A 23,493-nucleotide genomic window follows, 5' to 3' on the forward strand; every position below is an offset into this window, starting at 1 on the left:
TTATCCCTTCACAGCGCCGGCGGTGAGACCCGCGGCCATCTTCCGCTGGACGACGAGGAACAGCACGACGATCGGCAGCGCCATCATGGTGGAGCCGGCCATCATCGGGGCGAACTCGGTGCCGTGCTTGGTGGTGAAGTTGCCGAGCCAGACGGTGGCCGTCTGATTCTGCTGGCTCATCAGCATCAGCGCGTAGAGGTACTCGTTCCACGCCTGGATGAAGGCGTAGACGGAGGTGGCGACCATGCCCGGGGCGAGCAGCGGGAAGACCACCCGGATGAAGGCGCCGGTCGGCGTGCAGCCGTCGACCATCGCCGCTTCTTCCAGCTCCTTCGGGATGTTGACGATGAAGCCGCGCAACGTCCAGACGGTGAAGGGGAGGATGAAGGTCAGGTAGGTGATGATCAGGCCGGTGAGCTTGTCGTACTGACCCAGGTCGTTGAGCAGCAGGAAGACCGGGATGATCATCGCGACCAGCGGGATCATCTGCACGGCGAGGATGCCGACGATGACGGCCTTGCGCCCGCGGAAGGCGAACCGGGAGATGGCGAGGGCCGCCAGCATGCCGACCACGATCCCGATGACGACCACGACGCAGGAGACGATCAGGCTGCGGCCGACCGGGCCCCAGAAGTCGGAGATCTCCAGGGCGCGCTTGAAGTTCTCCAGCGTGAAGGTGGTCGGGAAGAACTTGGGGTGCGGGTCGATCGCGTCCTTGTCCGGCTTGAAGGCCGTGTTGAGCATCCAGTAGACCGGGAAGCCCATGACGACGAAGACCAGCAGGCCGCCCAGGTTCCAGCCGAGCCTGGACTTCTTCCGGTTCCGCTTCGGCTTCGGCGTGCGGGGTGCGGCGGACGGGGTCGCGGCGGGCGCGGTGGCGGCGGTCATTCCACCTCTCCGATCTTGAGCATCTGGCGCATGTAGACGGCGACCACTCCGAGCAGCAGCAGGACGGTCACCAGGGCGATGGCGGAGCCGCCCGAGTAGTCGTTGACCACGAAGGCCTGCTGGTAGGAGTAGGTCGTCAGCAGCTGGAACTCGGCCTCGGGGTTGCCGTTGCGCATGACGAAGACCTGCGGGAAGACGCCCATGTCCCAGATCACCGAGAGCGTCGTCAGCATGACGAGGATCGGCTTCAGGATGGGGAGGGTGACGTGCCGGAAGACGCCCCAGGCGCCGGCGCCGTCGAGGCGCGCGGCCTCCTCCAGCTCCTTGGGCACCTGCGTCAGGCCCGCGCTGAGGGTGATGACCACGAAGGGCACCGCGCCCCAGACCACCAGGAGCATGATCACCGCGAGGCCCTCGGGGCCGCTCGCGAACCAGTTGTGGCCGATCATGTCCACGCCGGGGAGCTTGCTCAGCAGGTAGTTGAGGACGCCGTAGCCGGAGTCGAAGAGCCACTTGAAGACGGCCGTGGCGACGATGATCGGCATGCCCCAGCTCGCCACGAGCGCGATGTTGACGAGGGCCTTGACCCAGCCGGAGACCTTCTGCAGCAGCAGCGCGATCAGCATGCCGATGACCATCGTCAGGATGACGGCGCCGACCGCGAAGATCACGGTGCGCAGGACCACGGTCCAGAAGACCCCGTCACCGAGGAACTTCGAGAAGTTGTCGAAGCCGACGAACTCGGCTTCCTTGAACCCCCAGAGTTCGGACTTGCCGAAGTTCTGGAAGGAGAGGGACACCAGCCTGTAGAGCGGGTATCCCATGACGAGCGCGATGACCAGCAGGCACGGGGCGAGCAGCAGCCAGGGGGTGGCGCCGGGGCCCTTGCGGGGGCCCGTCCTGCCCGTCTTCCCCGGCGTGCCCGCGTTCCCTGTCTTCGCCGCGGTCGAAGGCTTCTGCCCCGCGGGCGGCAGATCGGCGGTGGTTGTCTGTGCGGCACTCATCGCGTGCTCCTCGGGGGTCCCTCTCTTGACGGGCAGCAGGGCCCCGCCGTCGCGGCGGGGCCCTCCTTCAGGTCACTTGGTGTTGATGACCTTGTCGATCGCGGCGTCGGCGTCCTTCGCCGCGGCCTCGACCGTCTTCTTGCCGGTACCGATCTCCTGGAGCATGGTCTGCAGGAGCTTGCCCTTCTCGACCTGGCCCCAGCCCGGAGCGGTCGGGACGAACCAGGAGGACTCGGCGGCGGTGGCGGAGACCTGGGTCTTCGGGTCGGCCTTGAGCGGGGCGAGGTCCGTCTTGTTGTTGGGCAGGTTGCCCTTGGCGATCAGGCCCTTCTGGCCCTGCGAGCCGGTGAAGACGTTGATCCACTCGGCGGCGATGTCCTTGGCCTTGGACTTGGACGGCACCGCGAGGTCCGAACCGCCCAGGAAGACCGGGAGGGCCTTGCCGTTCGGGCCGGGCATCACGAAGGTCTCGACCTTGTCCTTCAGGCCGCCGACCTTGTCGTTCTTCGGGGTGGCGGCGTCGGCGCCCTCCCAGCCGGCGGAGAAGATCGCGGCGGCGTTGCCCTGGCCGAACACGACCGGACGGTCGGACTCGTCCTTGGTCTTGTCGGCGTGCATGTACTTGTCGAGGAGCTCCTTGTACTGCTTGAGACCCTTCAGCGACTCGGGGGAGGACAGGGTCGCCTTCCACTTGTCGCCGTCCTTCTTGGCGATGGTGCCGTTCGCGTCGTAGACGAAGGACATCGCGGCGTACCAGTCCGGCGAGGGCTGGTACAGGGCGCTGAACTTGTCGCCCTTCGCGGTCTGGATCTTGTCCAGCGCACCGGTCAGTTCGGCCCAGGTCTTCGGCGCGGCGGTGACGCCGGCCTCGGCGGCCAGGTCCTTGCGCCAGGTGCCGACGCGGCCACCGGCGTAGTAGGGGACGCCGTAGTTCTTGCCGTCGTACGTGACGGATTCCTTCAGGGCGTCCAGCCAGGCGGCGGAGTTCTCGAACTTCGACGCGTCGAGTTCGGAGAAGGCGCCGGTCGCCATGTAGCCGATCATCTCGGAGTTGCCCATTTCGACAACGTCCGGGGCCTTGTCCGTGGCGAGCACGGCGTCCAGCTTGGCGTTCTTGTCCGGCCAGCCGTAGTACTCGTGCTTGACCGTGAGACCCGGGTGCTTCGCGACTATCGCGTCGTCGGCCGCCTTCACCAGCTCGGGCCAGTTGTTCTGGGCGTCGACCGTCAGCCAGACGGTGAGCTCCTTGGCACCCGAAGCCTTGTCGGTCTCGGTGCCCCCCTTGCTGTCGGAGCCACCGCACGCCGCCAGGCCGATAACCATGCCCGCGACTCCAACCGCCGCGATGAGCTTGCGCTTCACGCCACCCTCCTCAGGGATGCTGCCTGCACTTCCCCTTGCCCGCCGCGGCGACATACGCGAAGTACTGCACGTGGGGCCGGGATCTGATCCATATTGGTTTAGACCAGTAGTCGGAGCTTGGCCTAGACCTTTAGGGGTGTCAAGGGTCTAATGAGCGGGTGCTCGGTCCGTTACCGGACCGACACCTCAGGTGGGGGCGAGGCCCGCCCCGCGGCCCGTGTCACGATGTGACCGCACATATCGGAGGAGCCGGTGACGGCAGCGAAACTGGAGTCGGGAAGGCGGGCGGCGATGGCCACCGAAGGGGCGACCACGGAGCCGGAAGGCGGGGCAGCCACTCGCACGGCGCGGGTGCCCAAGTACTACCGGCTCAAGCGGCACTTGCTGGACATGACGGAGACCCTGCCGCCCGGCACCCCGGTACCCCCGGAGCGCACCCTGGCGGCCGAATTCGACACCTCCAGGACCACGGTCCGCCAGGCCCTCCAGGAGCTGGTGGTCGAGGGACGGCTGGAGCGCATCCAGGGCAAGGGCACCTTCGTGGCCAAGCCCAAGGTCTCCCAGCCGCTCCAACTCTCCTCGTACACCGAGGACATGCGGGCGCAGGGCCTGGAGCCCACGTCCCAGCTCCTCGACATCGGCTACGTGACGGCGGACGACACCCTCGCCGGACTGCTCAAGATCACCACTGGTGGCCGGGTGCTGCGCATCGAGCGGCTGCGCCTGGCGAGCGGCGAGCCGATGGCCATCGAAACCACGCACCTTTCGGCCAAGCGCTTCCCCGCGCTGCGCCGCTCGCTGGTCAAGTACACCTCGCTCTACACCGCCCTCGCGGAGGTGTACGACGTCCGGCTCGCCGAGGCCGAGGAGACCATCGAGACCTCCCTGGCCACGCCGCGCGAGGCGGGGCTGCTGGGTACGGACGTGGGCCTGCCGATGCTGATGCTCTCCCGGCACTCCCTGGACGCCGACGGCGAACCCGTCGAGTGGGTGCGCTCGGTGTACCGCGGCGACCGCTACAAGTTCGTGGCCCGCCTCAAGCGGCCGGCGGTCTGATCCCGGCCGGGAACGCGGCTCTCCCGCGCGTTCCCGGTCCGCGCTCCGCCGCACGTCCACGCCCTCCGGCCAGGCCCCCGCCATGCCGCCGGCCATCGTTATACGTTCGAGGCCCCGCGGCGTCGACCCGCCCCGCGAACCGTAGTTGACTCACGTACCGCTATGCGGACGGGGGCTTTCGTTCACCGGGTGGTCCCCGTAGATTCCCTGCGCGCGCGCAGATGATCGACGAGGGGACGAGGATCATGCCGGAAGCTGGACCCGAAGCAACCGCCGGGCGGTCGGGAGGCGGGGGGCTCACCCCCGTGTCCATCGCCGTCTGGGCCGCCGTCGCCCTCGTCGGCGCCGTCGGCTGGGGCGTGCTCGCCCTCTCCCGCGGCGAGGAGATCTCCGCCGCCTGGCTGCTCGCCGCCGCGCTCGGCTCGTACGCCATCGGCTACCGCTTCTACGCGCGCTTCATCGCGGACCGGGTGCTGAAGGTCGACAAGACCCGCGCCACCCCGGCCGAACGCCTCGACAACGGTGTCGACTTCCACCCGACCGACCGCCGGGTGCTCTTCGGCCACCACTTCGCGGCCGTCGCAGGCGCCGGCCCGCTGGTCGGCCCGGTGCTCGCCTCGCAGATGGGGTACCTGCCGGGCACCATCTGGATCGTCGCGGGCGTGATCTTCGCGGGCGCGGTCCAGGACATGGTGACCCTGTTCTTCTCCACCCGGCGCAACGGCCGTTCGCTCGGCCAGATGGCCCGGGACGAGATCGGTCCCGTCGGCGGCGCGGCCGCGCTGGTCGCGGTCTTCATGATCATGATCATCCTGCTGGCGGTCCTCGCCCTGGTCATCGTCAACGCGCTGGCGGACTCCCCCTGGGGCGTCTTCTCCATCGGCATGACCATCCCGATCGCCCTCTTCATGGGCTTCTACCTGCGGGTGCTGCGCCCGGGCCGGATCACCGAGGTCTCGCTCATCGGCGTCGCCCTGCTGCTGCTCGCCATCGTCGCGGGCGGCTGGGTCGCCGACTCCTCCCTCGCCGACGTCTTCACGCTCGACAAGGAGACGCTGGTCATCTGGATGGTCGGGTACGGCTTCCTCGCCTCGGTGCTGCCGGTGTGGATGCTGCTCGCCCCGCGCGACTACCTCTCCACCTTCATGAAGGTCGGCACCATCGCGCTGATGGCCGTGGGCGTGGTCATCGCCCTGCCGACGCTGAAGATGCCCGCCGTCACCGACTTCGCCACCCGCGGCGACGGACCGGTCTTCGCCGGCTCGATGTTCCCCTTCGTCTTCATCACCATCGCGTGCGGGGCGCTGTCCGGCTTCCACGCGCTGGTCTCCTCCGGCACCACCCCGAAGATGATCCAGAAGGAGACCCAGGTCCGGGTCATCGGCTACGGCGCCATGCTGACCGAGTCCTTCGTCGCGATCATGGCGGTCATCGCCGCCTGCATCATCGAGCCGGGCCTCTTCTTCGCGGTGAACGCCCCCAGCGGCCGGATCGGCACCACCGCCCTGGAGGCCTCCCAGGCGATCGGCGGCCTCGGCTTCTCGATCACCCCGGACGCGCTGACCCAGGCGGCCAAGGACATCGGCGAGACCAGCCTGCTCTCCCGCACGGGTGGCGCGCCGACCTTCGCACTCGGGATGTCGGAGATCTTCTCGTCCGTGGTCGGCGGGACCGCGATGAAGGCGTTCTGGTACCACTTCGCCATCATGTTCGAGGCCCTCTTCATCCTGACCACGGTCGACGCGGGCACCCGGGTCGGCCGGTTCATGCTCCAGGACACCCTGGGCAACCTGCACAAGTCCTTCAAGGACGTCAGCTGGAAGCCGGGCGTCTGGTTCGCCAGCGCGGTCGTCGTCGGCGGCTGGGGCTACTTCCTGTGGGTCGGCGTGAAGGACCCGCTGGGCGGCATCAACCAGCTCTTCCCGCTCTTCGGCATCGCGAACCAGCTGCTCGCCGCCGTCGCCCTCGCCGTCTGCACCACGCTGCTGGTGAAGTCGGGCCGGCTCAAGTGGGCCTGGGTGACCGCGGTCCCGCTGGCCTGGGACGTGGCCGTGACGCTCACCGCCAGCTACCAGAAGATCTTCTCCGACGACGCGACGATCGGCTTCTTCGCCCAGCGCGACAAATACCTGGCCGGGATCGAGGCGGGCAAGGTGCTCAAGCCCGCCAAGACCATGGACCAGATGCACACCGTGGTCACCAACGCCACGGTCGACGGGGTCCTCTCCGCGGTCTTCGCCCTCCTGATCGTCATCGTCCTGCTGGACGCGCTGCGGACCTGCCTGAAGGCCGTCCGCGACCCGGGGAGCGCGGAGCTCTCCGAGGTCCCGTGGTCGGAGTCGAAGATCATCGCTCCGGCCGGCCTGATCCCGACGGCCGCCGAGAAGGCGGAACTGGCCGCCGCGGGTCTGGACTCGGGCGGCGGCCGGGTCAAGGAACCGGTGGCGTGAGCGCCGTCCGGGCGGCGCTGGGCCGGATCCGGTTCTACGTCCGCGAGTTCTCGGGCGAGAGCGCCTACGAGCGGTACGTCGCCCACGCGCGCTCCCACGACCCGCACGCCGAGGTGCCCACCCGCAGGGCCTTCGAGCGGGCCCGCACCGACGCCCGCGAGGCGGACCCCCGCGAGGGCTTCCGCTGCTGCTGAGGAGCCACCGCGAACCGGAGGCCGCCGGATTCCCCGACCGGGAACCCGGCGGCCTCTCGCGTGGGACGGGCCGTCGGCGGCGGGGTCCCGGTCGCCGGTCGCCGGCCGCCCCCACGGCCTCGCCGGGGGACCTGCCCGAGCCCGCCGGAGGGACCGCCGAGGGGCCCTGCCGGGGGCCACGGGGCCTGCGGGAGCCGCCGGACCACCCGGGCCCCGGAGGGCGCCGGAACGCCCGTACCGGCCGTCCTCGCGCCGCCGCATCGGGTGGAGTTGTAGCCGCGCCGACACAACATGTGGGGGTCGCGCAACGAGCGGCCCCCACATGTATGCTCGTGCTCGCTGTCGCCGCAGGGGAATCCGGTGCGAATCCGGAACTGTCCCGCAACGGTATGAACTGCACCCAACCACCCATTGGTGCTGCCGCAAGTCCGAGGACCTGCCGACAGTGCGCCCGGACCGACCGGTCCGGACGCCGATACGTCCGGGCCTCGCGGTTGGGCCGGTGGACGCCGTGTGGAGACGCGCCGAGCCCTGCCCCGGGCCCGCACGTCCGTGCCCGCCCGGCAGCCCCCTCGCCCCGCCCCGTGAGTCGTCCGGAGCCGAGCGAGGGAGAGCCCCCCACGTGACCATCGCGCCTGCCGCACCGCGCGCCGAGTCCGCCCAGCCCGAGGCCACCGAGGGTCCCGGCGCCGCGCTGCTGCGCACCCTCACCGACCTCACCGCCGACCTGGCCGACACCGACCCCGGCCGGGTCGCCGCCGCCGCGCTGCGGGGCCGCAGCTCCGTGGCCGACGAGGCCGAACTGCGCGGCCTGGCCACCGAGGCGGCCGCCGGCCTGATCTCGGAGGACCCGGCGTACTCCCGGCTGGCCGCCCGTCTGCTGACGCTGACGATCGCGGAAGAGGCCGCGGGCCAGGGGGCCACCTCCTTCTCGGCGTCCGTCGCGGTCGGTCACCGCGAGGGCCTGATCGCGGAGCGCACCGCCGCGTTCGTCGCCACGCACGCGACCCGGCTGGACGCGCTCGTCGAGCACGCGGCCGCCGAAGGCGCCGACGACCGCTTCGGCTTCTTCGGTCTGCGCACCCTGCACAGCCGCTACCTGCTGCGCCACCCGATCACCCGCCAGGTCGTGGAGACCCCGCAGTACTTCATGCTGCGCGTGGCCTGCGGCCTCGCCGCGGACGAGAGCGTCCAGGCCGTCGAGGAAGTGGCCTCGCTGTACCGGCTGATGAGCCGCCTCGACTACCTGCCCTCCTCCCCCACGCTCTTCAACTCCGGCACCCGGCACCCGCAGATGTCCTCCTGCTACCTGCTGGACTCTCCGCTCGACGAGCTGGACTCGATCTACGACCGCTACCACCAGGTCGCGCGCCTCTCCAAGCACGCCGGCGGCATCGGCCTCTCGTACTCCCGCATCCGCGCCCGCGGTTCGCTGATCCGCGGCACCAACGGGCACTCCAACGGCATCGTGCCGTTCCTCAAGACCCTCGACGCCTCCGTCGCCGCCGTGAACCAGGGCGGCCGCCGCAAGGGCGCCGCCGCCGTCTACCTGGAGACCTGGCACGCGGACATCGAGGAGTTCCTGGAGCTGCGCGACAACACCGGTGAGGACCAGCGCCGCACCCACAACCTGAACCTCGCCCACTGGGTGCCGGACGAGTTCATGCGCCGCGTGAACGCCGACGCCGACTGGTCGCTGTTCTCCCCGGCCGACGTGCCGGAGCTGGTCGACCTGTGGGGCGACGACTTCGACGCCGCCTACCGCAAGGCCGAGGCGGACGGCCTGGCCCGCAAGACCATGCCCGCCCGCGACCTGTACGGCCGGATGATGCGCACCCTCGCGCAGACCGGCCAGGGCTGGATGACCTTCAAGGACGCCTCCAACCGCACGGCCAACCAGACCGCCGAGCCGGGCACCGTCGTCCACTCCTCGAACCTGTGCACCGAGATCATCGAGGTCACCAACGACGGCGAGACCGCCGTCTGCAACCTCGGCTCGGTCAACCTCGGCGCGTTCGTCCTCGCCGAGACCGGTGAGATCGACTGGGAGCGGCTGGACGAGACCGTCCGCACCGCCGTGACCTTCCTCGACCGCGTGGTGGACATCAACTTCTACCCGACCGAGCAGGCCGGGCGTTCCAACGCCCGCTGGCGTCCGGTGGGTCTGGGCGCGATGGGCCTCCAGGACGTCTTCTTCAAGCTGAAGCTGCCCTTCGACTCCCCCGAGGCGAAGGCGCTGTCCACCAAGCTCTCCGAGCGCATCATGCTGGCCGCGTACGAGGCCTCCTGCGACCTCGCCGAGCGCAGCGGCCCGCTGCCGGCCTGGGAGCAGACCCGCACCGCCCGCGGCGTCCTGCACCCGGACCACTACGCGACCGAGCTGAACTGGCCGGAGCGCTGGGACGCGCTGCGCGCCCGGATCGCCGAGACCGGCATGCGCAACTCGCTGCTCCTCGCGATCGCCCCGACCGCGACGATCGCCTCGATCGCGGGCGTGTACGAGTGCATCGAGCCGCAGGTCTCCAACCTCTTCAAGCGCGAGACCCTCAGCGGCGAGTTCCTCCAGGTCAACGCCTACCTGGTGGCCGAGCTGAAGAAGCTCGGCGTCTGGGACGCGCAGACCCGCGAGGCGCTGCGCGAGGCCAGCGGTTCGGTGCAGGGCTTCGGCTGGATCCCCGCCGAAGTGCGCGCGCTGTACCGCACGGCGTGGGAGATCCCGCAGCGCGCCCTGATCGACATGGCGGCGGCCCGTACGCCGTACCTCGACCAGTCGCAGTCGCTGAACCTGTTCCTGGAGACGCCGACCATCGGGAAGCTGTCCTCGATGTACGCGTACGCCTGGAAGCAGGGCCTGAAGACCACGTACTACCTGCGCTCGCGCCCGGCGACGAAGATCGCCCGCGCCGCGCAGGCCGCCACCCCGGTGGCGCTCCCGCAGGCCGACGCCGACGCCGAGGCGCTGGCCTGCTCCCTTGAGAACCCCGAGTCCTGCGAGGCCTGCCAGTAATGAGTTCCCCCCACAAGAGCGCGGCCGAGAAGAACCTGCTCGATCCGGGCTTCGAGCTGACCCTGCGTCCCATGCGCTACCCGGACTTCTACGAGCGCTACCGGGACGCGATCAAGAACACCTGGACCGTCGAGGAGGTCGACCTCCACTCGGACGTCGCCGACCTGGCGAAGCTGACGCCCGGTGAGCAGCACATGATCGGCCGCCTCGTCGCGTTCTTCGCGACGGGTGACTCGATCGTCTCGAACAACCTCGTGCTGACCCTGTACAAGCACATCAACTCGCCCGAGGCGCGGCTGTACCTGTCGCGCCAGCTGTTCGAGGAGGCCGTGCACGTCCAGTTCTATCTGACGCTGCTCGACACCTACCTCCCCGACCCGGACGACCGCGCGGCGGCCTTCGACGCGGTCGAGGAGATCCCCTCGATCCGCGAGAAGGCGCAGTTCTGCTTCAAGTGGATCAACGAGGTCGAGAAGCTGGAGCGGCTGGAGACGCAGGCCGACCGCCGCCGCTTCCTGCTGAACCTGATCTGCTTCGCGGCGTGCATCGAGGGCCTGTTCTTCTACGGCGCCTTCGCCTACGTCTACTGGTTCCGCTCGCGCGGTCTGCTGCACGGTCTGGCGACCGGCACCAACTGGGTGTTCCGGGACGAGACCATGCACATGAACTTCGCCTTCGAGGTCGTGGACACGGTCCGCAAGGAGGAGCCGGAGCTGTTCGACGACGCGCTCCAGCAGCAGGTCGTCGACATGCTGAAGGAGGCCGTCGACGCCGAGCTGCAGTTCGGCCGCGACCTGTGCGGCGACGGCCTGCCGGGCATGAACACCGAGTCGATGCGCGCGTACCTGGAGTGCGTCGCGGACCAGCGCCTGGTCCGCCTCGGCTTCGCGCCGGTCTACGGCTCCCAGAACCCGTTCTCCTTCATGGAGCTCCAGGGCGTCCAGGAGCTGACCAACTTCTTCGAGCGCCGCCCGTCGGCCTACCAGGTCGCGGTCGAGGGCACCGTCGACCTGGACGAGGACTTCTAGGACGAGGACGCCCGGTCCGCCGCCCGCGGCTCCGGCCGGGCCCCGCACCCCGCGGGGCCTGACCGGATTCCGCCGGTCGTTTGGCCCGTTCCACCCCCACCCGTCAACGCAGGCTGACGTACGGTGGGGGCCACCCGGCCAGAGCCCGCCGCACAGCGCTCCGGCCGGCCCCGCAGTCGACCCACAGGGGTTTCCATGTCTCGTACGCTCCGCATGCTCACGGCCCTCGCCTTCACCGCCCTGATGCTCGGCGGTACGGCGGCCACCGCCTCCGCCACGGACACCGGCTGGACGATCATCGGCCACGGGTCGCGCGGCTGACCCGTCCGCCGCACGTGCGAAGGCCCCGCTCCTCTTCCCGGAGCGGGGCCTCGCGCGGTTGCGTCGTACTGCCTTACGGGTCCTACGGGTTGGGCACCGTCTCGTAGCGCGGGGTGCCCTCTTCCATCTGGCGCAGCGCGTCCTTGCGGTCGCGCTTGGACAGCCGGTCGATGTACAGGTACCCGTACAGGTGGTCCGTCTCGTGCTGGAGGCAGCGCGCGAAGTAGCCGGTGCCGCGCACCTTGATCGGGTTGCCCTGGGCGTCCTGGCCCTCGACCTCGGCGTAGTCGGGGCGGGCGAGGGAGGCGTAGGCGGTCGGGACCGACAGGCAGCCCTCGTTCGAGTCGTCCAGCACGCGCGATGCGGCGGGCAGTTCGACCAGCTTCGGGTTCACCACGACACCGGTGTGGCGGTTGCCGTCGTCGTCCGGGCAGTCGTAGACGAAGACCTTGGCGTCCACGCCGATCTGGTTCGCGGCCAGGCCCACGCCCTCGGCGGCCTTCTGGCTGGCGAACATGTCGTCGATCAGCCGCGCCAGCTCGTCGCCGAACTCGGTGACGTCCTTGCACTCGCGGTGCAGGACCGGGTTGCCGACCACGGTGATCGGACGGGCGGTCCCGCGCTCGCGGTGGGCCAGCTCACGCTCCGCACAGTCCTCGGTGTCCACGACGTACCCGTCGTTCACGATCTCGACGACCTCGTTCTCCTGCTGCGCCATGTCCGCCGTACGCCTTCCCTAAGTCACCGATGTGCCGGTACAGCCTACGGCCCCCGGTCAGCAGACTTCTTCGAGATCGCGCCACTCGCGGCTGTCCGGACTGTCCGCGACCCATCCGTCGAGCAGTCCGCGCACCAGTCCGGGCGGGGCCGCGATCCCGCACTCGCGCTCGGGCACCCACAGGGAGCCCGATCCCGTCGTGCGGTGGCCCAGCGGACCGGGGTGCCCGGGCTCGCTGTGGTCGTGCGGATCGAGCTGGTCCCCGTCGCCCTCGCCGCTCGGCATCTCGCTCTCCGAACAGGTCCGGCACAGCAGCCGGACCGAGGAGGACCAGTCCTCGGCGGCGAAGCCCGCGTCCGAGGCGAGCTGCTCCAGGGCGTCGCGGTCGGCCTCGGTGGCCGCTTCCAGCAGCACCACCCAGGTCGGCACCGGCGAGGGCGCCCACAGCTCGATCTCGTCGAACACCGGGAAGGAGGGGCCGGCGGCGGTCACGCGCTCGCCGTGCGGAACCCCGTCGTGCAGGACGACCTCGCCCCAGCGCCGCCCGGAGGAGGGCAGCGGGATCGAGAGGACTTCCATCCGGGCCGGGTCCAGCCTGCGGCCCCAGACCACCTCGGCCTCGCCCTCGGGCGAGAGCCGCACCGCGGCGCTGCCGAGCTCCATGCCGACGGGCTCACCGGAGCCGGTGGCCTCACCGGGCACCTTCAGCCCGTACGCCTGCCAGGCGCGGCGGGCCAGCGGCCAGTCCTGCAGGGCCGTGGCGGCGATGCCCACGTTCCACCAGTCGGGAGCGCCCGACTCGCGGTCCAGCAGGGCCACGGCGCGCAGCCCGGCGGCCCGCGCCTGCTCCCAGTCGTGCCGGAACTTGTGCAGCAGGGCCAGGTTGAACCAGGACTCGGACAGCCAGGGCTCCAGGTCCGCCGCTCTGGTGAGCAGCGCACCCGCGTCCTCGTACCGCCCGTCGCCGATCAGCGTGAACGCGCGGTCGGTGGCCTGCCGCCACGAGGCGGACGGCCGATGCCGTACCTTCCCGAAGATCCTCACGATTCCCGCCTGCCGGTCCAACGATGCAACAGTGCAGCCTTGCGGACACTCTCACTTCGCATCCAACCATGTCCACGGATACGGGCGCTCATTACCCATGGGTTACCCAGGTCGGCCAGGTACAACTCTGGCACGTCCGCCGCGCCCCCGCGCATCCCGTTCCGGCCGCTCCAGGCGCGCACCATCGCGCCTCGAAGCGCTCCGCCGCAGCACCCGCGCGAGGCACTCGACGACCTCGGGATGGTGGTCGCGGGCCGTGCCGAGGCGCAGCCGCTCCAGGGCGGCCAGTGAGCCGCCCGGGTGACGGTCCCCGCCCACCAGGTCGTCGTAGGCGTTGGCGGTCCGCACGATGCGGGCCAGGACCGGCTGGTCGCGGTAGGGATCGGCCTGGCGTTCGACGACGACCGCGACCTCGGCGGGCACCCCGGTCTGGCGGGCCACCTCCCCGCCCAGCGCGGCGATCCGGCGGGCCTCGGCGGCGGGCAGCGCGGCGGTGGCACCGGCCGGGACGGGGTCGACCAGGGAGAGCTGCCCGATGTCGTGCATCAGGGCCGCGTACTCCAGCACGGTCAGCTCCCGCTCGGAGAGGCCCAGCTCGCGGCCGACGGCGCAGCTGAGGCCGGCGACCCGGCGGGCGTGCCCGGGCCGGGTGTACCCGGCGATCTCGGTGGCCCGGGCCAGGGAGGTGATCGTCTGCCGGTAGGTGGTGCGGACGGCGTCGATCCGGCGGAAGGACATCTGGGTGAGCAGCAGGGGCACGCTCAGGACGGGTAGCGCCCACAGCCCGGCGACCGCCACCCCGAGGGACATCACGACGCCGGTGGCGCAGATCGCGGACCCGGCGCCGGGCAGCGCCCGCAGCTCGTCCCGCAGCAGCGGCCCGTACGGCCACCCGGTGCGCAGTCCCACCAGCGCGGCGGCGAGGACCGCGTCGCACAGGGCGGTGAGGCCGAGCAGGAGGAGCAGGAAGAGGACCAGGTACGGGCCCTGGCCGACCAGCTGCTCCAGCCGCCCGGAGTTGTAGAGGGGCTGGAAGCAGGCGGCGGCGAAGCCGACGGTCAGGACCCGGCGGGCCACGTGGTCGAGGGCGGGCCCGCGGCCGCGGGCGACGTGGACGGCGATCCCGGCGAGGGCGGCCGCGACGACGACCGCGACGGTCTGGAGCACGCCGTGGTGGGTGGGCGCCCCGGCGCTCTGCCCGAGCAGCGCGTAGGCGAGGGCTCCGGCGGAGCCCAGGGGGGCGGGATGGCGGTCCCCGGCGCGCGGGTGCCCGCCGGGGCCGTGGGGGGCGTGGACCTCCCCCGGGCCCGGGAGGTCCCGGGAACCGCGCGGCTCGCGGGGGCCGCGGGGATCGCCGGAGTCCCGGCGGGCCAGTTCGCCGAGGGTGATGAGGATGCCGAAGCAGAGGGCGGTGCCGGGGTCGCGCACGCCGTGCCACAGGGTGTCCCCGAGCGCGGCAAGGGTCAGCGCGGCGGCGGCCGCGCGGAGGGCCCCGGCCCCCCGGACCCTCACCCCCGGCCCCCGGCCGGTCCCGTGCTCCCGGCCGGGCCGGCGCCGCGGGCCGCAGGTCCCGTGGCACCGGACCGGCCGCGGGGCTCGCCCTGGGCGGGCAGCCCCGACAGGCCGGGCGGGCCGTCGCGCAGCTCGGGGGCGGTGGGCGGACCGGGCGCGGGCACCGGCGCCGGCGGGGTCCGCGGGATGACCTGGAGGTGGTCGTCGGAGGTGACCACCGGGTGCCAGCCGTGCCGTCCGATCGCGCGGACCAGGGCCCCCACCATGACCGGGTCGAACTGGGCGCCGGCGCAGCGCTCCAGCTCGCCCAGCGCGGTCGGCACCGGCCGGGCCCGGCTGTAGGAGCGGGTGGACGTCATCGCGTCGAAGGCGTCGGCCACCGCCACCACCCGGGCGGGCACCGGAATCTGCTCACCGGTCAGGCCGTAGGGGTAGCCGGAGCCGTCCACCCGCTCGTGGTGGTGCAGGATCGCGGCCCGGGCCTCCCCGAGGAAGCCGATGCCGCGCACCATCTCGTGGCCGTACTCCGGGTGGAGTTCGATGATCCGGCGCTCCTCCGGGGTCAGCGGTCCGTCCTTGCGCAGCAGCCGGGTGGGCACGCCGAGTTTGCCGACGTCGTGCAGGATCCCGGCGATCCGCAGCACTTCCATGCGGTCCTCGGCCATGCCCAGTTCGCGGGCGATCATCGCGGAGGCCTGGCCGACCCGCTCGCTGTGGCCGCGCGTGTAGCGGTCCTTGATGTCGACGGCCTGGACGAGGGCGCGGATGGTGGCCTGGTGGGCCGCGCGTTCGCGGTGGTACTGGGCGAAGACCCAGCAGGAGATGTACATCGGCAGCAGCACCAGCAGCGCGGCGGGCGGGCCGTACGGGCTGCACCACATGACGGCCATCATCAGCCCGGCCAGGCCGTGCACGCAGTGCGGGCCGAGCGAGCGGGCGAGCGGCCCGCGCCAGGCGCTCGCCGCGGGCCGCCGCTCGGCGGCGGCCAGGACGCCCGCTTCGAGGGCCGTGAGCACGAGGCAGAACACGACGGCCGCGGCGGCCGCCGGCAGGAGCACGTGGGGGAAGTCCGCCACCCGGCCCGCGGGTCCCGCGCCGCCCGGCGCCGCGTGGCCGCCCAGCAGCCCGTACACCTCGCCCGCGGCGCGGGCGGCCAGTGCCTGCTGGGCCGCGTGCCACACGCGGCGCACCGCGGCGGGCCGCTGGAGCACCCTGCCGGCGAGCGCGCCCGGTACGGCGACCAGGGCGGCGGCCGGGGGCGGCAGCAGGAAGACGGCGGCGAGGACGACGGGGAAGAAGGACCCGATGCCCGCGGACGTCCGCCCCCCGGGCCCGGGGCGCAGCTGCGCCAGCTCGCAGGCGAGGTAGAGCCCGCCGAGCGCGGCGACGGTCGCCCACGGCGCGCCGGAGCGCGGCGGCGCGGGCAGGAGGCAGGCGAGGGCCCCGAGGACGGCGCAGAGGAGGTAGACGCGCGCCGCCGGCGGAAGTACCCGCATGGCGCCCTCCTCCCCGGTGCCTTCGAACCGGGTACGGGATCGCACCCGTACCGGAAGGGGAGAATAGGCGGGGGCCCGTGCGGAGGGGGCCGGATTGTCCCGTTGGGCTGTCCGGGCGCCCCCGGATTAGCACCTTCGGGTGAACGAAGGCTCTTTCCGGGGGTGGCCGTTCAGGAGGGGACGAGCGGGATCAGCCCGCCGCGGGACCGGCCGGACCGGAGGTGGCCGTGGGCCCGGCGGCGGCCGTCGGACCGGCGGTGACGTCGTGGTCGGGTACGGCCTGCCCCGAGCGGATCAGCTCGATGCGGCCCATCACCTTGGAGCGCAGGTCCTGCGGCACGTCGTCCGAACCGCAGCAGCGCTTGACCAGCTTCTTCACGGCCTGTTCCAGCCCGTACTTCTCCAGGCAGGGATTGCACTCGCCGAAGTGCGCCTCGAACTTGGTGCAGTCGCTGTCCGGCATTTCCCGGTCCAGGAACTCGTACAGGTGGTCCAGGACCTCAGAGCATTCCGTCTCGTGCGGATCTCCGCAGCTCATGAGTCCGAGCCTTTCCGGTCGTTCGACTCTCCCGCGCCGGCGGGGACGAGCCCGCGCTCACGGGCGTAGTCCTCCAGCATTCCGCGGAGTTGGCGGCGTCCACGGTGCAGTCGCGACATGACCGTACCGATGGGTGTACCCATGATGTCCGCAATCTCCTTGTACGCAAAGCCCTCTACGTCGGCGAGATAGACGGCGATGCGGAACTCCTCCGGAATGGCCTGGAGCGCTTCCTTCACGTCCGAATCGGGCAGGTGGTCGAGCGCCTGCGACTCGGCGGAACGCAAACCGGTCGACATGTGCGACTCGGCGCGCGCCAGCTGCCAGTCCTCGATCTCCTCCGCCGCGCTGCGCTGGGGTTCGCGCTGCTTCTTGCGGTAGGAGTTGATGAAGGTGTTCGTCAGAATGCGGTAGAGCCACGCCTTGAGGTTGGTGCCCTCGCGGAACTGGTGGAAGGACGCGTACGCCTTCGCGTACGTCTCCTGGACCAGGTCCTCGGCGTCGGCCGGATTGCGCGTCATGCGCAGCGCGGCCGAGTACATCTGGTCGAGGTAGCCGAGGGCGTCCCGCTCGAAGCGCGCGTTGCGCTCCGGGGTCGTCTCCTCCGCCTGGCCTTCGTCGGTCCCAGCGACAGGACCCACCTCCTCCGACAGCGTGGCGGCTCCGAAAGCGGACCCGCTCGAATCGGAGAATAGTCGACCTTCCCGGCCATCCGCCGCCCGGAGGGCGCCGTGCCTGGACCCGGGCAGCACCGTCCACTCCAGGCCGGCCGCGGCCTGCGGACGGTTCTGACTGATGACCTGGCTCATGCGCTCCCTCTCCAAGGCGAGATCCCGTACGTTCCGACATCCCGCTCAACAGCGGGGCCGGGGCACGGCATTCCCCGGCGCCCGCGCAGTTTCCGGGGAGCGCGGAAACGGCTTGAATGCGAGGTGGGTCACAAGCCCGGGAAATGTGTCAGGTCCTTACCCGATCGCATTCACGGCGGTCCCGGAAAATTCACAGGGGCAGCCCGTCGAGCCAGCCCGCGACCGCGTCCGTGATCACCGCGAGCGCCTCCTCCTGGGTGACCTCCGCCCGCTTGGGCACCGCGAAACCGTGGTCCCCGTACGCCACCTCCACGAGCCGGTACGTGTCCCCCGCGCCCGGGACCGGGAACTCCGCGGGGTTTCCGAAGGGATCCCGGCCGCCTTGTACCACCAGCGTCGGCCGTCCGGCGCCCTGCAGTTCCGCCAGCCGGGTCTTCTCGGGCCGGCCCGGCGGATGCAGCGGGAAGGCCAGCGCCAGCACCCCGGCCGCCCCCAGCTCCCCGGCGGTCCGGCAGGCGACCCGGGCCCCCGCGCTGCGCCCGCCCGCCACCACCGGCAGCCCCGGCTCCGCCAGCGCGGGCCACAGGGCCCGCCACCCGGCGTCCAGGACCTTCGGCGCGGCCGCCACCTTCTTGCCGGCCACCCGCCAGGGCTGCTCCACCAGGGCGACGGTGATCCCCCGCGGGGGCAGCGCGGCCGCCAGCGCGACCAGGTCCCGGGCCTCGATCCCGCCGCCCGCGCCGTGGCCGACGGCGAGCACCAGCCGCGGCCGCGCGGCCGGGTGCCAGGTGATCCGGGCCTCGCCCGCCGGGGTGGCGACGCTTCGGACGTGCTGCGTGCGCGTGGTCATGCCCCCATCCTGCCGGGGCGGGGGCGGGGGGTGCGGCAGCGGGCGCGGCTAGAAGAGCGTGGCTTCCTCGGGCGCTTCCAGCTCCGTCAGCAGCTCGGGGCCGTTGTTGCGGACGCTGCTGACCGAGGTCGAGACCGGGTAGGCCCGCATCAGGCCGCCCGGCGGCGGTTCCAGCAGGGCGCGCAGTTCGGCCTCGTCGGTGCGCGCCGGGTCGAGCCAGGCGTCCCAGCGGTCCGGGGTCAGCATGAGGGGCATCCGGGGGTGGATGTCGGAGAGCGAGCGGGGCCCCTCGGCGGGCGGCGCCGCCAGCGGGGCGGTCTCGGCCTCGGCGGTGATCACCGAGCAGGTGGCCCACCAGGCCAGCGGGTGGTCGTCGGGCAGCGTCCGGTCGCGCCAGAACTCGTATATGCCGGCCATCGCGAAGACCGAGCCGTCGGCGGGGAGCACGAAGTAGGGCTGTTTGCGGGCCCGCTTCTTCTTGCCCTCGACCTCCAGCTCCCGTTCGTCGTGGGCGGTGACCCACTCGTAGTAGCCGTCGGCGGGGACGATGCAGCGCTGCCGCGCGAAGGGGCGCCGGAAGGAGGGCTTCTCGTGCAGGGTCTCGGACCGGGCGTTGATCATCCGGGCGGCGCCCTCGGGGCTCTTCGCCCAGGAAGGGACCAGTCCCCACTTCAGGACGCGCAGCTGGCGAACCGGACGCTGCTCGGGCGCGTCTTTCAGCGGACGGTCGAGGACGACGAGGACCTCTTTCGTCGGCGCGACGTTCCAGTCGGGCGCCAGGGCCTCCGCGGGCTCCCACCGCTCGACGCCGAAGACACCCGCCAGCTCCTCTGGCTCACGACTCGCTGCAAACCGTCCGCACATGGCTGCCAGACTGCCATGACACCCGATCGCCACCGCAAGGGAGCCGGCACCGCCGTGGAAGACACGCACAGCACCATATCGGCGGCCGGCCTGTGGGACCGGCTCACCGGCCTGCAGCCCGCGCCCGCGACCTGGCTGGTGATCGCCGCGGCCGTCGTGGCGCTGGCCGTGGTGGCGCCGCGCCCGCTCTGGCTGGTCTCGCGCAACGCCGTGACCATCGCGCACGAGGGCGGCCACGGGCTGGTGGCGGTGCTGACCGGGCGCAGGCTGGACGGGATCCGGCTGCACTCGGACACCAGCGGGCTCACCGTGAGCCGGGGCAGGCCGAGCGGGATCGGCATGATCCTCACGGCCGCCGCCGGGTACACCGCGCCGTCCCTGCTGGGGCTGGGCGGCGCCTGGCTGCTGGCGGCGCACCGGATCACGCTGCTGCTGTGGGTGGCCACCGCGCTGCTGCTGGCCATGCTGGCGATGATCCGCAACGCGTACGGGGTGCTGACGGTCTTCCTCAGCGGCGGTGCGTTCCTTCTGGTGTCCTGGCTGGCCCCGGCGGAGGTGCAGGCGGCGTTCGCGTACGGGGTGGTGTGGTTCCTGCTGCTGGGCGGGGTGCGTCCGGTCTTCGAGCTCCAGCGCAAGCGGCGCGGGGGCGGGGCGCCGGACTCGGACGCGGACCAGCTCGGACGGCTCACCCACGTGCACCCGGTGATGTGGCTGCTGCTCTTCCACGCCGTCTCGCTCTGCTCGCTGATCGGCGGCGGGCGCTGGCTGCTGGGCCTGTGAGCCCGGCGCGCGCCGGGGCCGCCGGGCGCGCGCGCCGCCCGCCCGCGCGCCCGTCCGGTGCCCACCCGCTGAGACCCGCCCGCCGATCAAGATCCGGGTCGCGCCCGACCAACTAAAGTGAGGGCCATGACCGACACCCCCGCGCCGTCCGCCCTCTGGCCCGCCCCCCTCGCCGAGGGGCCCGTCCTGGCCACCGTCACCGTTCCCGGGTCCAAATCGGTCACGAACCGGGCCCTGGTGCTGGCCGCCCTGTCCTCCGAGCCCGGCTGGGTGCGCAGGCCGCTGCGCTCTCGGGATTCCCAGCTCATGGCGGACTCGCTGCGGGCCATGGGCGTGGGCATCGAGGAGACGGTCTCCTCCAGCTCCGCCGGTGAGGGCGAGACCGGCGAGGCCTGGCGGGTCATCCCGGCCGGCCTGCACGGCCCGGCGACCGTGGACGTCGGCAACGCGGGCACGGTCATGCGCTTCCTGCCGCCCGTCGCCGCCCTGGCCGCGGGCGACATCCGCTTCGACGGGGACCCGCGCTCCTACGAGCGCCCGCTCGGCGAGGTCATCACCGCGCTGCGCACCCTGGGTGCCCGGATCGACGACGACAACCGCGGCGCGCTGCCCCTCACGGTCCACGGCACGGGCGCCCTGGAGGGCGGCACGGTCGAGATCGACGCCTCCAACTCCTCGCAGTTCGTCTCGGCCCTGCTGCTCTCCGCCCCGCGCTTCAACCAGGGCGTCGAGGTCCGGCACGTGGGCGGCAACCTGCCGTCGATGCCGCACATCCGGATGACGGTGGAGATGCTGCGCGCGGCCGGCGCCCAGGTGGACACCCCCGAGTCGGGCGGCGAGAAGAACGTGTGGCGGGTGACGCCCGGCGCGCTGCTGGGCCGCGACATGGTCGTCGAGCCGGACCTGTCCAACGCGCAGCCCTTCATGGCGGCCGCGCTGATCACCGGCGGCACGGTGACGATCCCCGACTGGCCCCGGCGCACCACCCAGCCGGGCGACGCGCTGCGCGCGATCTTCACCGAGATGGGCGGCTCGTGCGAGCTGACCGACGCGGGCCTGGTGTTCACCGGCACCGGCAAGATCCACGGCATCGACGTGGACCTCGGTGACGTCGGCGAGCTGACCCCGGGCGTCGCCGCGGTGGCCGCGCTGGCGGACTCCGAGTCCGTGCTGCGCGGGGTGCAGCACCTGCGGATGCACGAGACGGACCGGCTGGCGGCCCTCACCGCGGAGATCAACGCGCTGGGCGGCGACGTCACCGAGACCGCCGACGGCCTGCACATCCGCCCGCGCCCGCTGCGCGGCGGGACCTTCCACACCTACGACGACCACCGGATGGCCACCGCCGGCGCGGTGATCGGCCTGGCGGTGCCCGGCGTGCTGATCGAGAACGTCGCCACCACGGCCAAGACGCTGCCGGACTTCCCGAAGATGTGGGCAGAGATGCTGTCGGGAGCGGGAGCGTAGGGACCGTCATGCGCAGGTACGGCAAGAACACCGACGAGGACGACATCCGCCAGCGGCCCAATCCCAAGGGCAACCGGCCGCGGACCAACATCCGCCCCAAGCACGAGGACGCCGCCGAGGGTTTCGTCCTGACCGTGGACCGGGGCCGGCTGACCTGCCTGGTCGACGGCCGCACGATCCACGCCATGAAGTCCCGCGAGCTGGGCCGCAAGGCGGCGGTGGTCGGCGACCGGGTCTGGATCGTCGGCGACCTGACGGGCAAGAAGGACACGCTGGCCCGGATCGTGCGGATCGAGGAGCGCAAGTCGGTGCTGCGCCGCACCGCCGACGACGACGATCCCTACGAGCGCGTGGTCGTGGCCAATGCCGACCAGCTGGCCATCGTGACCGCCCTGGCGGATCCGGAGCCGCGGCCCCGGATGATCGACCGCTGCCTGGTGGCGGCGTACGACGCGGGGCTCGAACCGCTGCTGGTGCTCACCAAGTCCGACCTGACCTCCGCGGACAAGATCCTGGAGATCTACTCGACCTTCGGCCTGAACTACGTCGTCACCAACCGCGAGGAGCTGGCGACCGGGGACGCGGCCGAGCGGGTCCGCGAGCGGCTGAACGGGCGGATCACCGCCTTCGTCGGCCATTCGGGCGTCGGCAAGACCACGCTGGTGAACTCGCTGGTCGCCGAGGGCCGCCAGCGCGCCACCGGTGTCGTGAACGCGGTGACCGGCCGCGGCCGGCACACCACCACCTCGGCGCTCGCGCTGCCGCTGCCGGGCGGCGACGGCTGGGTCATCGACACCCCGGGCGTGCGCTCCTTCGGCCTGCACCACGTGGATCCGTCCCGGGTGATCCTGGCCTTCCCGGAGCTGGTCCCGGGCACCGAGGGCTGCCCGCGCGCCTGCAGTCACGACGAGGCGGACTGCGCGCTGGACCAGTGGGTGGAGGACGGCCACGCGGATCCGGCGCGGCTGTATTCGCTGCGGCGGCTGCTGGAGACCCGGGAGCGCCGCGAAGGCGACTGACCGGGCGGCGGGGGCGGCCGGCCTGCCGTCCGCGGACGGTGGTTGATCGTCCGCCGGGGTTTGCCGGACGCCGTGTCCGGTAAATGCATAATCGCACCAAGTGGCGACGGCGCGAGCCGGGCCGCACCAGCGCGGGGAGGCATTCGACATGGCGTGGCTGCTCGTCGTGGTCGCGGGAATCCTGGAGACCGGTTTCGCGGTCTGCCTCAAGCTGTCCCACGGATTCACCCGGCTGTGGCCGACCATCGCCTTCGCGTGCTTCGCGCTCGGCAGCTTCGGCCTGCTCACCCTGGCGTTGAAGAAGCTCGACGTCGGCCCGGCCTACGCGGTCTGGACGGGCATCGGCGCGGCGGGCACCGCCATCTACGGCATGGTCTTCCTCGGCGACCTGGTGTCCACCCTCAAGCTGGTCTCGATCTCGCTGGTCATCCTCGGCGTCATCGGTCTCCAGCTGTCCGGCTCCACGCACTGAACCCGGCGCCCAGCCCCAGCAGGTCCGCCATCGGGGCGTCCCCGGCGGGCGCGATCACGTAGGACAGGGCCAGGCGCACGACCAGCTCGCAGCGGTACGCGCTCCACTCCCCCGGCGCCAGCGCGGCGGCCGCCCGGTCCCGCACGGCCCGGGCGAGTTCCTCCGGCCGCGGGCCGGGCACGAGCAGCGGGAGCCGGGCGTCCCAGCACCCCGTGAGCAGGGCCCGTAACAGCGGGCGCGCGCCGGCGGAGCGCACGGTCCAGTCCGCCAGCTCCGCCATCCGCTCCCGGTCGCCCGCCCCGGCGCCGAGCACCCGGTCGACCCCGGCGAGGTAGCGGTCGGTCTCGCGGCGGACCAGCGCGCGGCCCAGGCCGTCCTTGCCGCCGAACTCGTTGTAGAGGGTCTGCCGGGACACCCCGGCCGCGGCGGCCACCTCGACCATCCGCACGACGGGCCACGGGCGCGCCGCGAGCGCCGCTCCCGCCGCCTCCAGCAAGGACTCCCGCGCTGCCGGCATCTTCGCCTCCGCTCGTCTGTCCGTCAGCGTTGACGCGTGCGGAAGAGCTGTCAAGGGCCGCCGTCGGCCGCCCGCCGGGCCGGTCGCGGGGCGGCAG

At 72.0% G+C, this 23,493-nt stretch carries 22 protein-coding genes and 1 riboswitch; of the genes, 10 read left to right on the top strand and 12 right to left on the bottom strand.

The genetic code is table 11. The annotated features are described in order from the left end of the window. From AC0693_RS00195 to AC0693_RS00205, 3 genes are all read right to left on the bottom strand, one after another. On the bottom strand, positions 1 to 888 hold the full coding sequence (locus AC0693_RS00195) for a carbohydrate ABC transporter permease (protein WP_478736869.1): 888 nt from the start codon (positions 886 to 888) through the stop codon (positions 1 to 3). Continuing rightward, entirely contained in the window at positions 885 to 1,892 is a 1,008-nt protein-coding gene (locus AC0693_RS00200; RefSeq protein ID WP_469319040.1) for a carbohydrate ABC transporter permease, read from the bottom strand. Before AC0693_RS00200 ends, AC0693_RS00195 begins: the two co-directional genes overlap by 4 nt. Positions 1,893 to 1,964: 72 nt before the next feature. Beyond that, the gene (locus AC0693_RS00205; protein ID WP_356413940.1) at positions 1,965 to 3,254 is read right to left on the bottom strand and encodes an extracellular solute-binding protein; all 1,290 of its coding nucleotides are present in this window, start codon (positions 3,252 to 3,254) and stop codon (positions 1,965 to 1,967) included. A gap of 291 nt (positions 3,255 to 3,545) precedes the next feature. On the opposite strand from AC0693_RS00205, the gene AC0693_RS00210 reads away from it, so the two are divergent. The 6 genes from AC0693_RS00210 (at position 3,546) to AC0693_RS00235 (ending at position 11,310) form a co-directional block, all read left to right on the top strand. Then, positions 3,546 to 4,310, top strand: coding sequence for a GntR family transcriptional regulator (locus AC0693_RS00210; protein WP_330332537.1), 765 nt, complete (start codon positions 3,546 to 3,548; stop codon positions 4,308 to 4,310). Positions 4,311 to 4,555: 245 nt separating this feature from the next. Further along, entirely contained in the window at positions 4,556 to 6,760 is a 2,205-nt protein-coding gene (locus AC0693_RS00215) for a carbon starvation CstA family protein (RefSeq protein WP_478800662.1), read from the top strand. Then, positions 6,757 to 6,954, top strand: a complete 198-nt coding sequence (locus tag AC0693_RS00220; protein WP_356413946.1) for a YbdD/YjiX family protein — start codon at positions 6,757 to 6,759, stop codon at positions 6,952 to 6,954. Before AC0693_RS00215 ends, AC0693_RS00220 begins: the two co-directional genes overlap by 4 nt. 326 nt (positions 6,955 to 7,280) lie before the next feature. Next, a riboswitch (cobalamin riboswitch) is annotated at positions 7,281 to 7,412 on the top strand. Positions 7,413 to 7,576: 164 nt separating this feature from the next. Continuing rightward, positions 7,577 to 9,961 (top strand): ribonucleoside-diphosphate reductase subunit alpha, encoded by a 2,385-nt coding sequence (locus tag AC0693_RS00225; protein ID WP_356413949.1) that lies wholly within the window; start codon positions 7,577 to 7,579, stop codon positions 9,959 to 9,961. After that, the gene (locus AC0693_RS00230) at positions 9,961 to 10,989 is read left to right on the top strand and encodes a ribonucleotide-diphosphate reductase subunit beta (RefSeq protein WP_468472004.1); all 1,029 of its coding nucleotides are present in this window, start codon (positions 9,961 to 9,963) and stop codon (positions 10,987 to 10,989) included. The genes AC0693_RS00225 and AC0693_RS00230 overlap by 1 nt, the downstream gene beginning before the upstream one ends. Positions 10,990 to 11,184: 195 nt before the next feature. Then, the gene (locus AC0693_RS00235) at positions 11,185 to 11,310 is read left to right on the top strand and encodes a hypothetical protein (protein ID WP_356413955.1); all 126 of its coding nucleotides are present in this window, start codon (positions 11,185 to 11,187) and stop codon (positions 11,308 to 11,310) included. An 82-nt stretch (positions 11,311 to 11,392) separates the two neighbouring features. On the opposite strand, the gene def is transcribed toward AC0693_RS00235, so the two are convergent. The 8 genes from def to AC0693_RS00275 all read right to left on the bottom strand — a co-directional run bounded on the left by def (position 11,393) and on the right by AC0693_RS00275 (position 19,141). Continuing rightward, complete coding sequence (def, locus tag AC0693_RS00240) at positions 11,393 to 12,028, bottom strand: peptide deformylase (protein WP_469319043.1); 636 nt, start codon at positions 12,026 to 12,028, stop codon at positions 11,393 to 11,395. A gap of 57 nt (positions 12,029 to 12,085) precedes the next feature. Continuing rightward, on the bottom strand, positions 12,086 to 13,072 hold the full coding sequence (locus tag AC0693_RS00245) for a tetratricopeptide repeat protein (protein ID WP_469319044.1): 987 nt from the start codon (positions 13,070 to 13,072) through the stop codon (positions 12,086 to 12,088). Between the two features lie 102 nt (positions 13,073 to 13,174). After that, complete coding sequence (locus AC0693_RS00250) at positions 13,175 to 14,584, bottom strand: HD domain-containing protein (RefSeq protein ID WP_478800663.1); 1,410 nt, start codon at positions 14,582 to 14,584, stop codon at positions 13,175 to 13,177. Beyond that, positions 14,581 to 16,080, bottom strand: a complete 1,500-nt coding sequence (locus tag AC0693_RS00255; protein ID WP_478800664.1) for an HD-GYP domain-containing protein — start codon at positions 16,078 to 16,080, stop codon at positions 14,581 to 14,583. Before AC0693_RS00255 ends, AC0693_RS00250 begins: the two co-directional genes overlap by 4 nt. A gap of 190 nt (positions 16,081 to 16,270) precedes the next feature. Further along, positions 16,271 to 16,618 (bottom strand): mycothiol system anti-sigma-R factor, encoded by a 348-nt coding sequence (gene rsrA, locus AC0693_RS00260; RefSeq protein WP_478800665.1) that lies wholly within the window; start codon positions 16,616 to 16,618, stop codon positions 16,271 to 16,273. Beyond that, a complete protein-coding gene (locus tag AC0693_RS00265; RefSeq protein ID WP_356413973.1) occupies positions 16,615 to 17,259 on the bottom strand; it encodes a sigma-70 family RNA polymerase sigma factor in 645 nt (214 codons plus the stop codon). Before AC0693_RS00265 ends, rsrA begins: the two co-directional genes overlap by 4 nt. A 358-nt stretch (positions 17,260 to 17,617) precedes the next feature. Beyond that, a complete protein-coding gene (locus tag AC0693_RS00270) occupies positions 17,618 to 18,277 on the bottom strand; it encodes an alpha/beta hydrolase family protein (RefSeq protein ID WP_478800666.1) in 660 nt (219 codons plus the stop codon). A gap of 48 nt (positions 18,278 to 18,325) precedes the next feature. Then, the gene (locus tag AC0693_RS00275) at positions 18,326 to 19,141 is read right to left on the bottom strand and encodes an SOS response-associated peptidase (protein ID WP_478800667.1); all 816 of its coding nucleotides are present in this window, start codon (positions 19,139 to 19,141) and stop codon (positions 18,326 to 18,328) included. Between the two features lie 54 nt (positions 19,142 to 19,195). Between AC0693_RS00275 and AC0693_RS00280 the strand changes: the two genes are divergently transcribed. The 4 genes from AC0693_RS00280 (at position 19,196) to AC0693_RS00295 (ending at position 22,879) form a co-directional block, all read left to right on the top strand. Next, on the top strand, positions 19,196 to 19,921 hold the full coding sequence (locus AC0693_RS00280) for a M50 family metallopeptidase (protein WP_468472019.1): 726 nt from the start codon (positions 19,196 to 19,198) through the stop codon (positions 19,919 to 19,921). 126 nt (positions 19,922 to 20,047) lie between these two features. Next, positions 20,048 to 21,388 carry a 3-phosphoshikimate 1-carboxyvinyltransferase gene (gene aroA / locus AC0693_RS00285; RefSeq protein ID WP_356413982.1) on the top strand — a complete coding sequence of 447 codons (1,341 nt, stop codon included), beginning with the start codon at positions 20,048 to 20,050 and terminating at the stop codon, positions 21,386 to 21,388. 8 nt (positions 21,389 to 21,396) lie between these two features. Continuing rightward, positions 21,397 to 22,407 carry a ribosome small subunit-dependent GTPase A gene (rsgA, locus tag AC0693_RS00290; protein ID WP_356413984.1) on the top strand — a complete coding sequence of 337 codons (1,011 nt, stop codon included), beginning with the start codon at positions 21,397 to 21,399 and terminating at the stop codon, positions 22,405 to 22,407. 148 nt (positions 22,408 to 22,555) lie between these two features. Further along, entirely contained in the window at positions 22,556 to 22,879 is a 324-nt protein-coding gene (locus tag AC0693_RS00295) for a DMT family transporter (protein WP_330298490.1), read from the top strand. Here the strand turns inward: AC0693_RS00295 and AC0693_RS00300 are convergent. After that, positions 22,845 to 23,396 carry a TetR/AcrR family transcriptional regulator gene (locus tag AC0693_RS00300; protein WP_356413987.1) on the bottom strand — a complete coding sequence of 184 codons (552 nt, stop codon included), beginning with the start codon at positions 23,394 to 23,396 and terminating at the stop codon, positions 22,845 to 22,847. The genes AC0693_RS00295 and AC0693_RS00300 overlap by 35 nt on opposite strands. Between the last annotated feature and the right edge of the window lie 97 nt (positions 23,397 to 23,493).

The sequence above is a fragment of the Streptomyces sp. NPDC043876 genome, from assembly GCF_056435825.1.

Coding starts and splice junctions, on each gene's coding strand:
- AC0693_RS00195 (WP_478736869.1), bottom strand. CDS start 888: ATGACCGCCGCCACCGCGCCCGCCGCGACCCCGTCCGCCGCACCCCGC.
- AC0693_RS00200 (WP_469319040.1), bottom strand. CDS start 1,892: ATGAGTGCCGCACAGACAACCACCGCCGATCTGCCGCCCGCGGGGCAG.
- AC0693_RS00210 (WP_330332537.1), top strand. CDS start 3,546: ATGGCCACCGAAGGGGCGACCACGGAGCCGGAAGGCGGGGCAGCCACT.
- AC0693_RS00215 (WP_478800662.1), top strand. CDS start 4,556: ATGCCGGAAGCTGGACCCGAAGCAACCGCCGGGCGGTCGGGAGGCGGG.
- AC0693_RS00230 (WP_468472004.1), top strand. CDS start 9,961: ATGAGTTCCCCCCACAAGAGCGCGGCCGAGAAGAACCTGCTCGATCCG.
- AC0693_RS00235 (WP_356413955.1), top strand. CDS start 11,185: ATGTCTCGTACGCTCCGCATGCTCACGGCCCTCGCCTTCACCGCCCTG.
- def (WP_469319043.1), bottom strand. CDS start 12,028: ATGGCGCAGCAGGAGAACGAGGTCGTCGAGATCGTGAACGACGGGTAC.
- AC0693_RS00255 (WP_478800664.1), bottom strand. CDS start 16,080: ATGCGGGTACTTCCGCCGGCGGCGCGCGTCTACCTCCTCTGCGCCGTC.
- rsrA (WP_478800665.1), bottom strand. CDS start 16,618: ATGAGCTGCGGAGATCCGCACGAGACGGAATGCTCTGAGGTCCTGGAC.
- AC0693_RS00270 (WP_478800666.1), bottom strand. CDS start 18,277: ATGACCACGCGCACGCAGCACGTCCGAAGCGTCGCCACCCCGGCGGGC.
- AC0693_RS00275 (WP_478800667.1), bottom strand. CDS start 19,141: ATGTGCGGACGGTTTGCAGCGAGTCGTGAGCCAGAGGAGCTGGCGGGT.
- aroA (WP_356413982.1), top strand. CDS start 20,048: ATGACCGACACCCCCGCGCCGTCCGCCCTCTGGCCCGCCCCCCTCGCC.
- rsgA (WP_356413984.1), top strand. CDS start 21,397: ATGCGCAGGTACGGCAAGAACACCGACGAGGACGACATCCGCCAGCGG.
- AC0693_RS00295 (WP_330298490.1), top strand. CDS start 22,556: ATGGCGTGGCTGCTCGTCGTGGTCGCGGGAATCCTGGAGACCGGTTTC.
- AC0693_RS00300 (WP_356413987.1), bottom strand. CDS start 23,396: ATGCCGGCAGCGCGGGAGTCCTTGCTGGAGGCGGCGGGAGCGGCGCTC.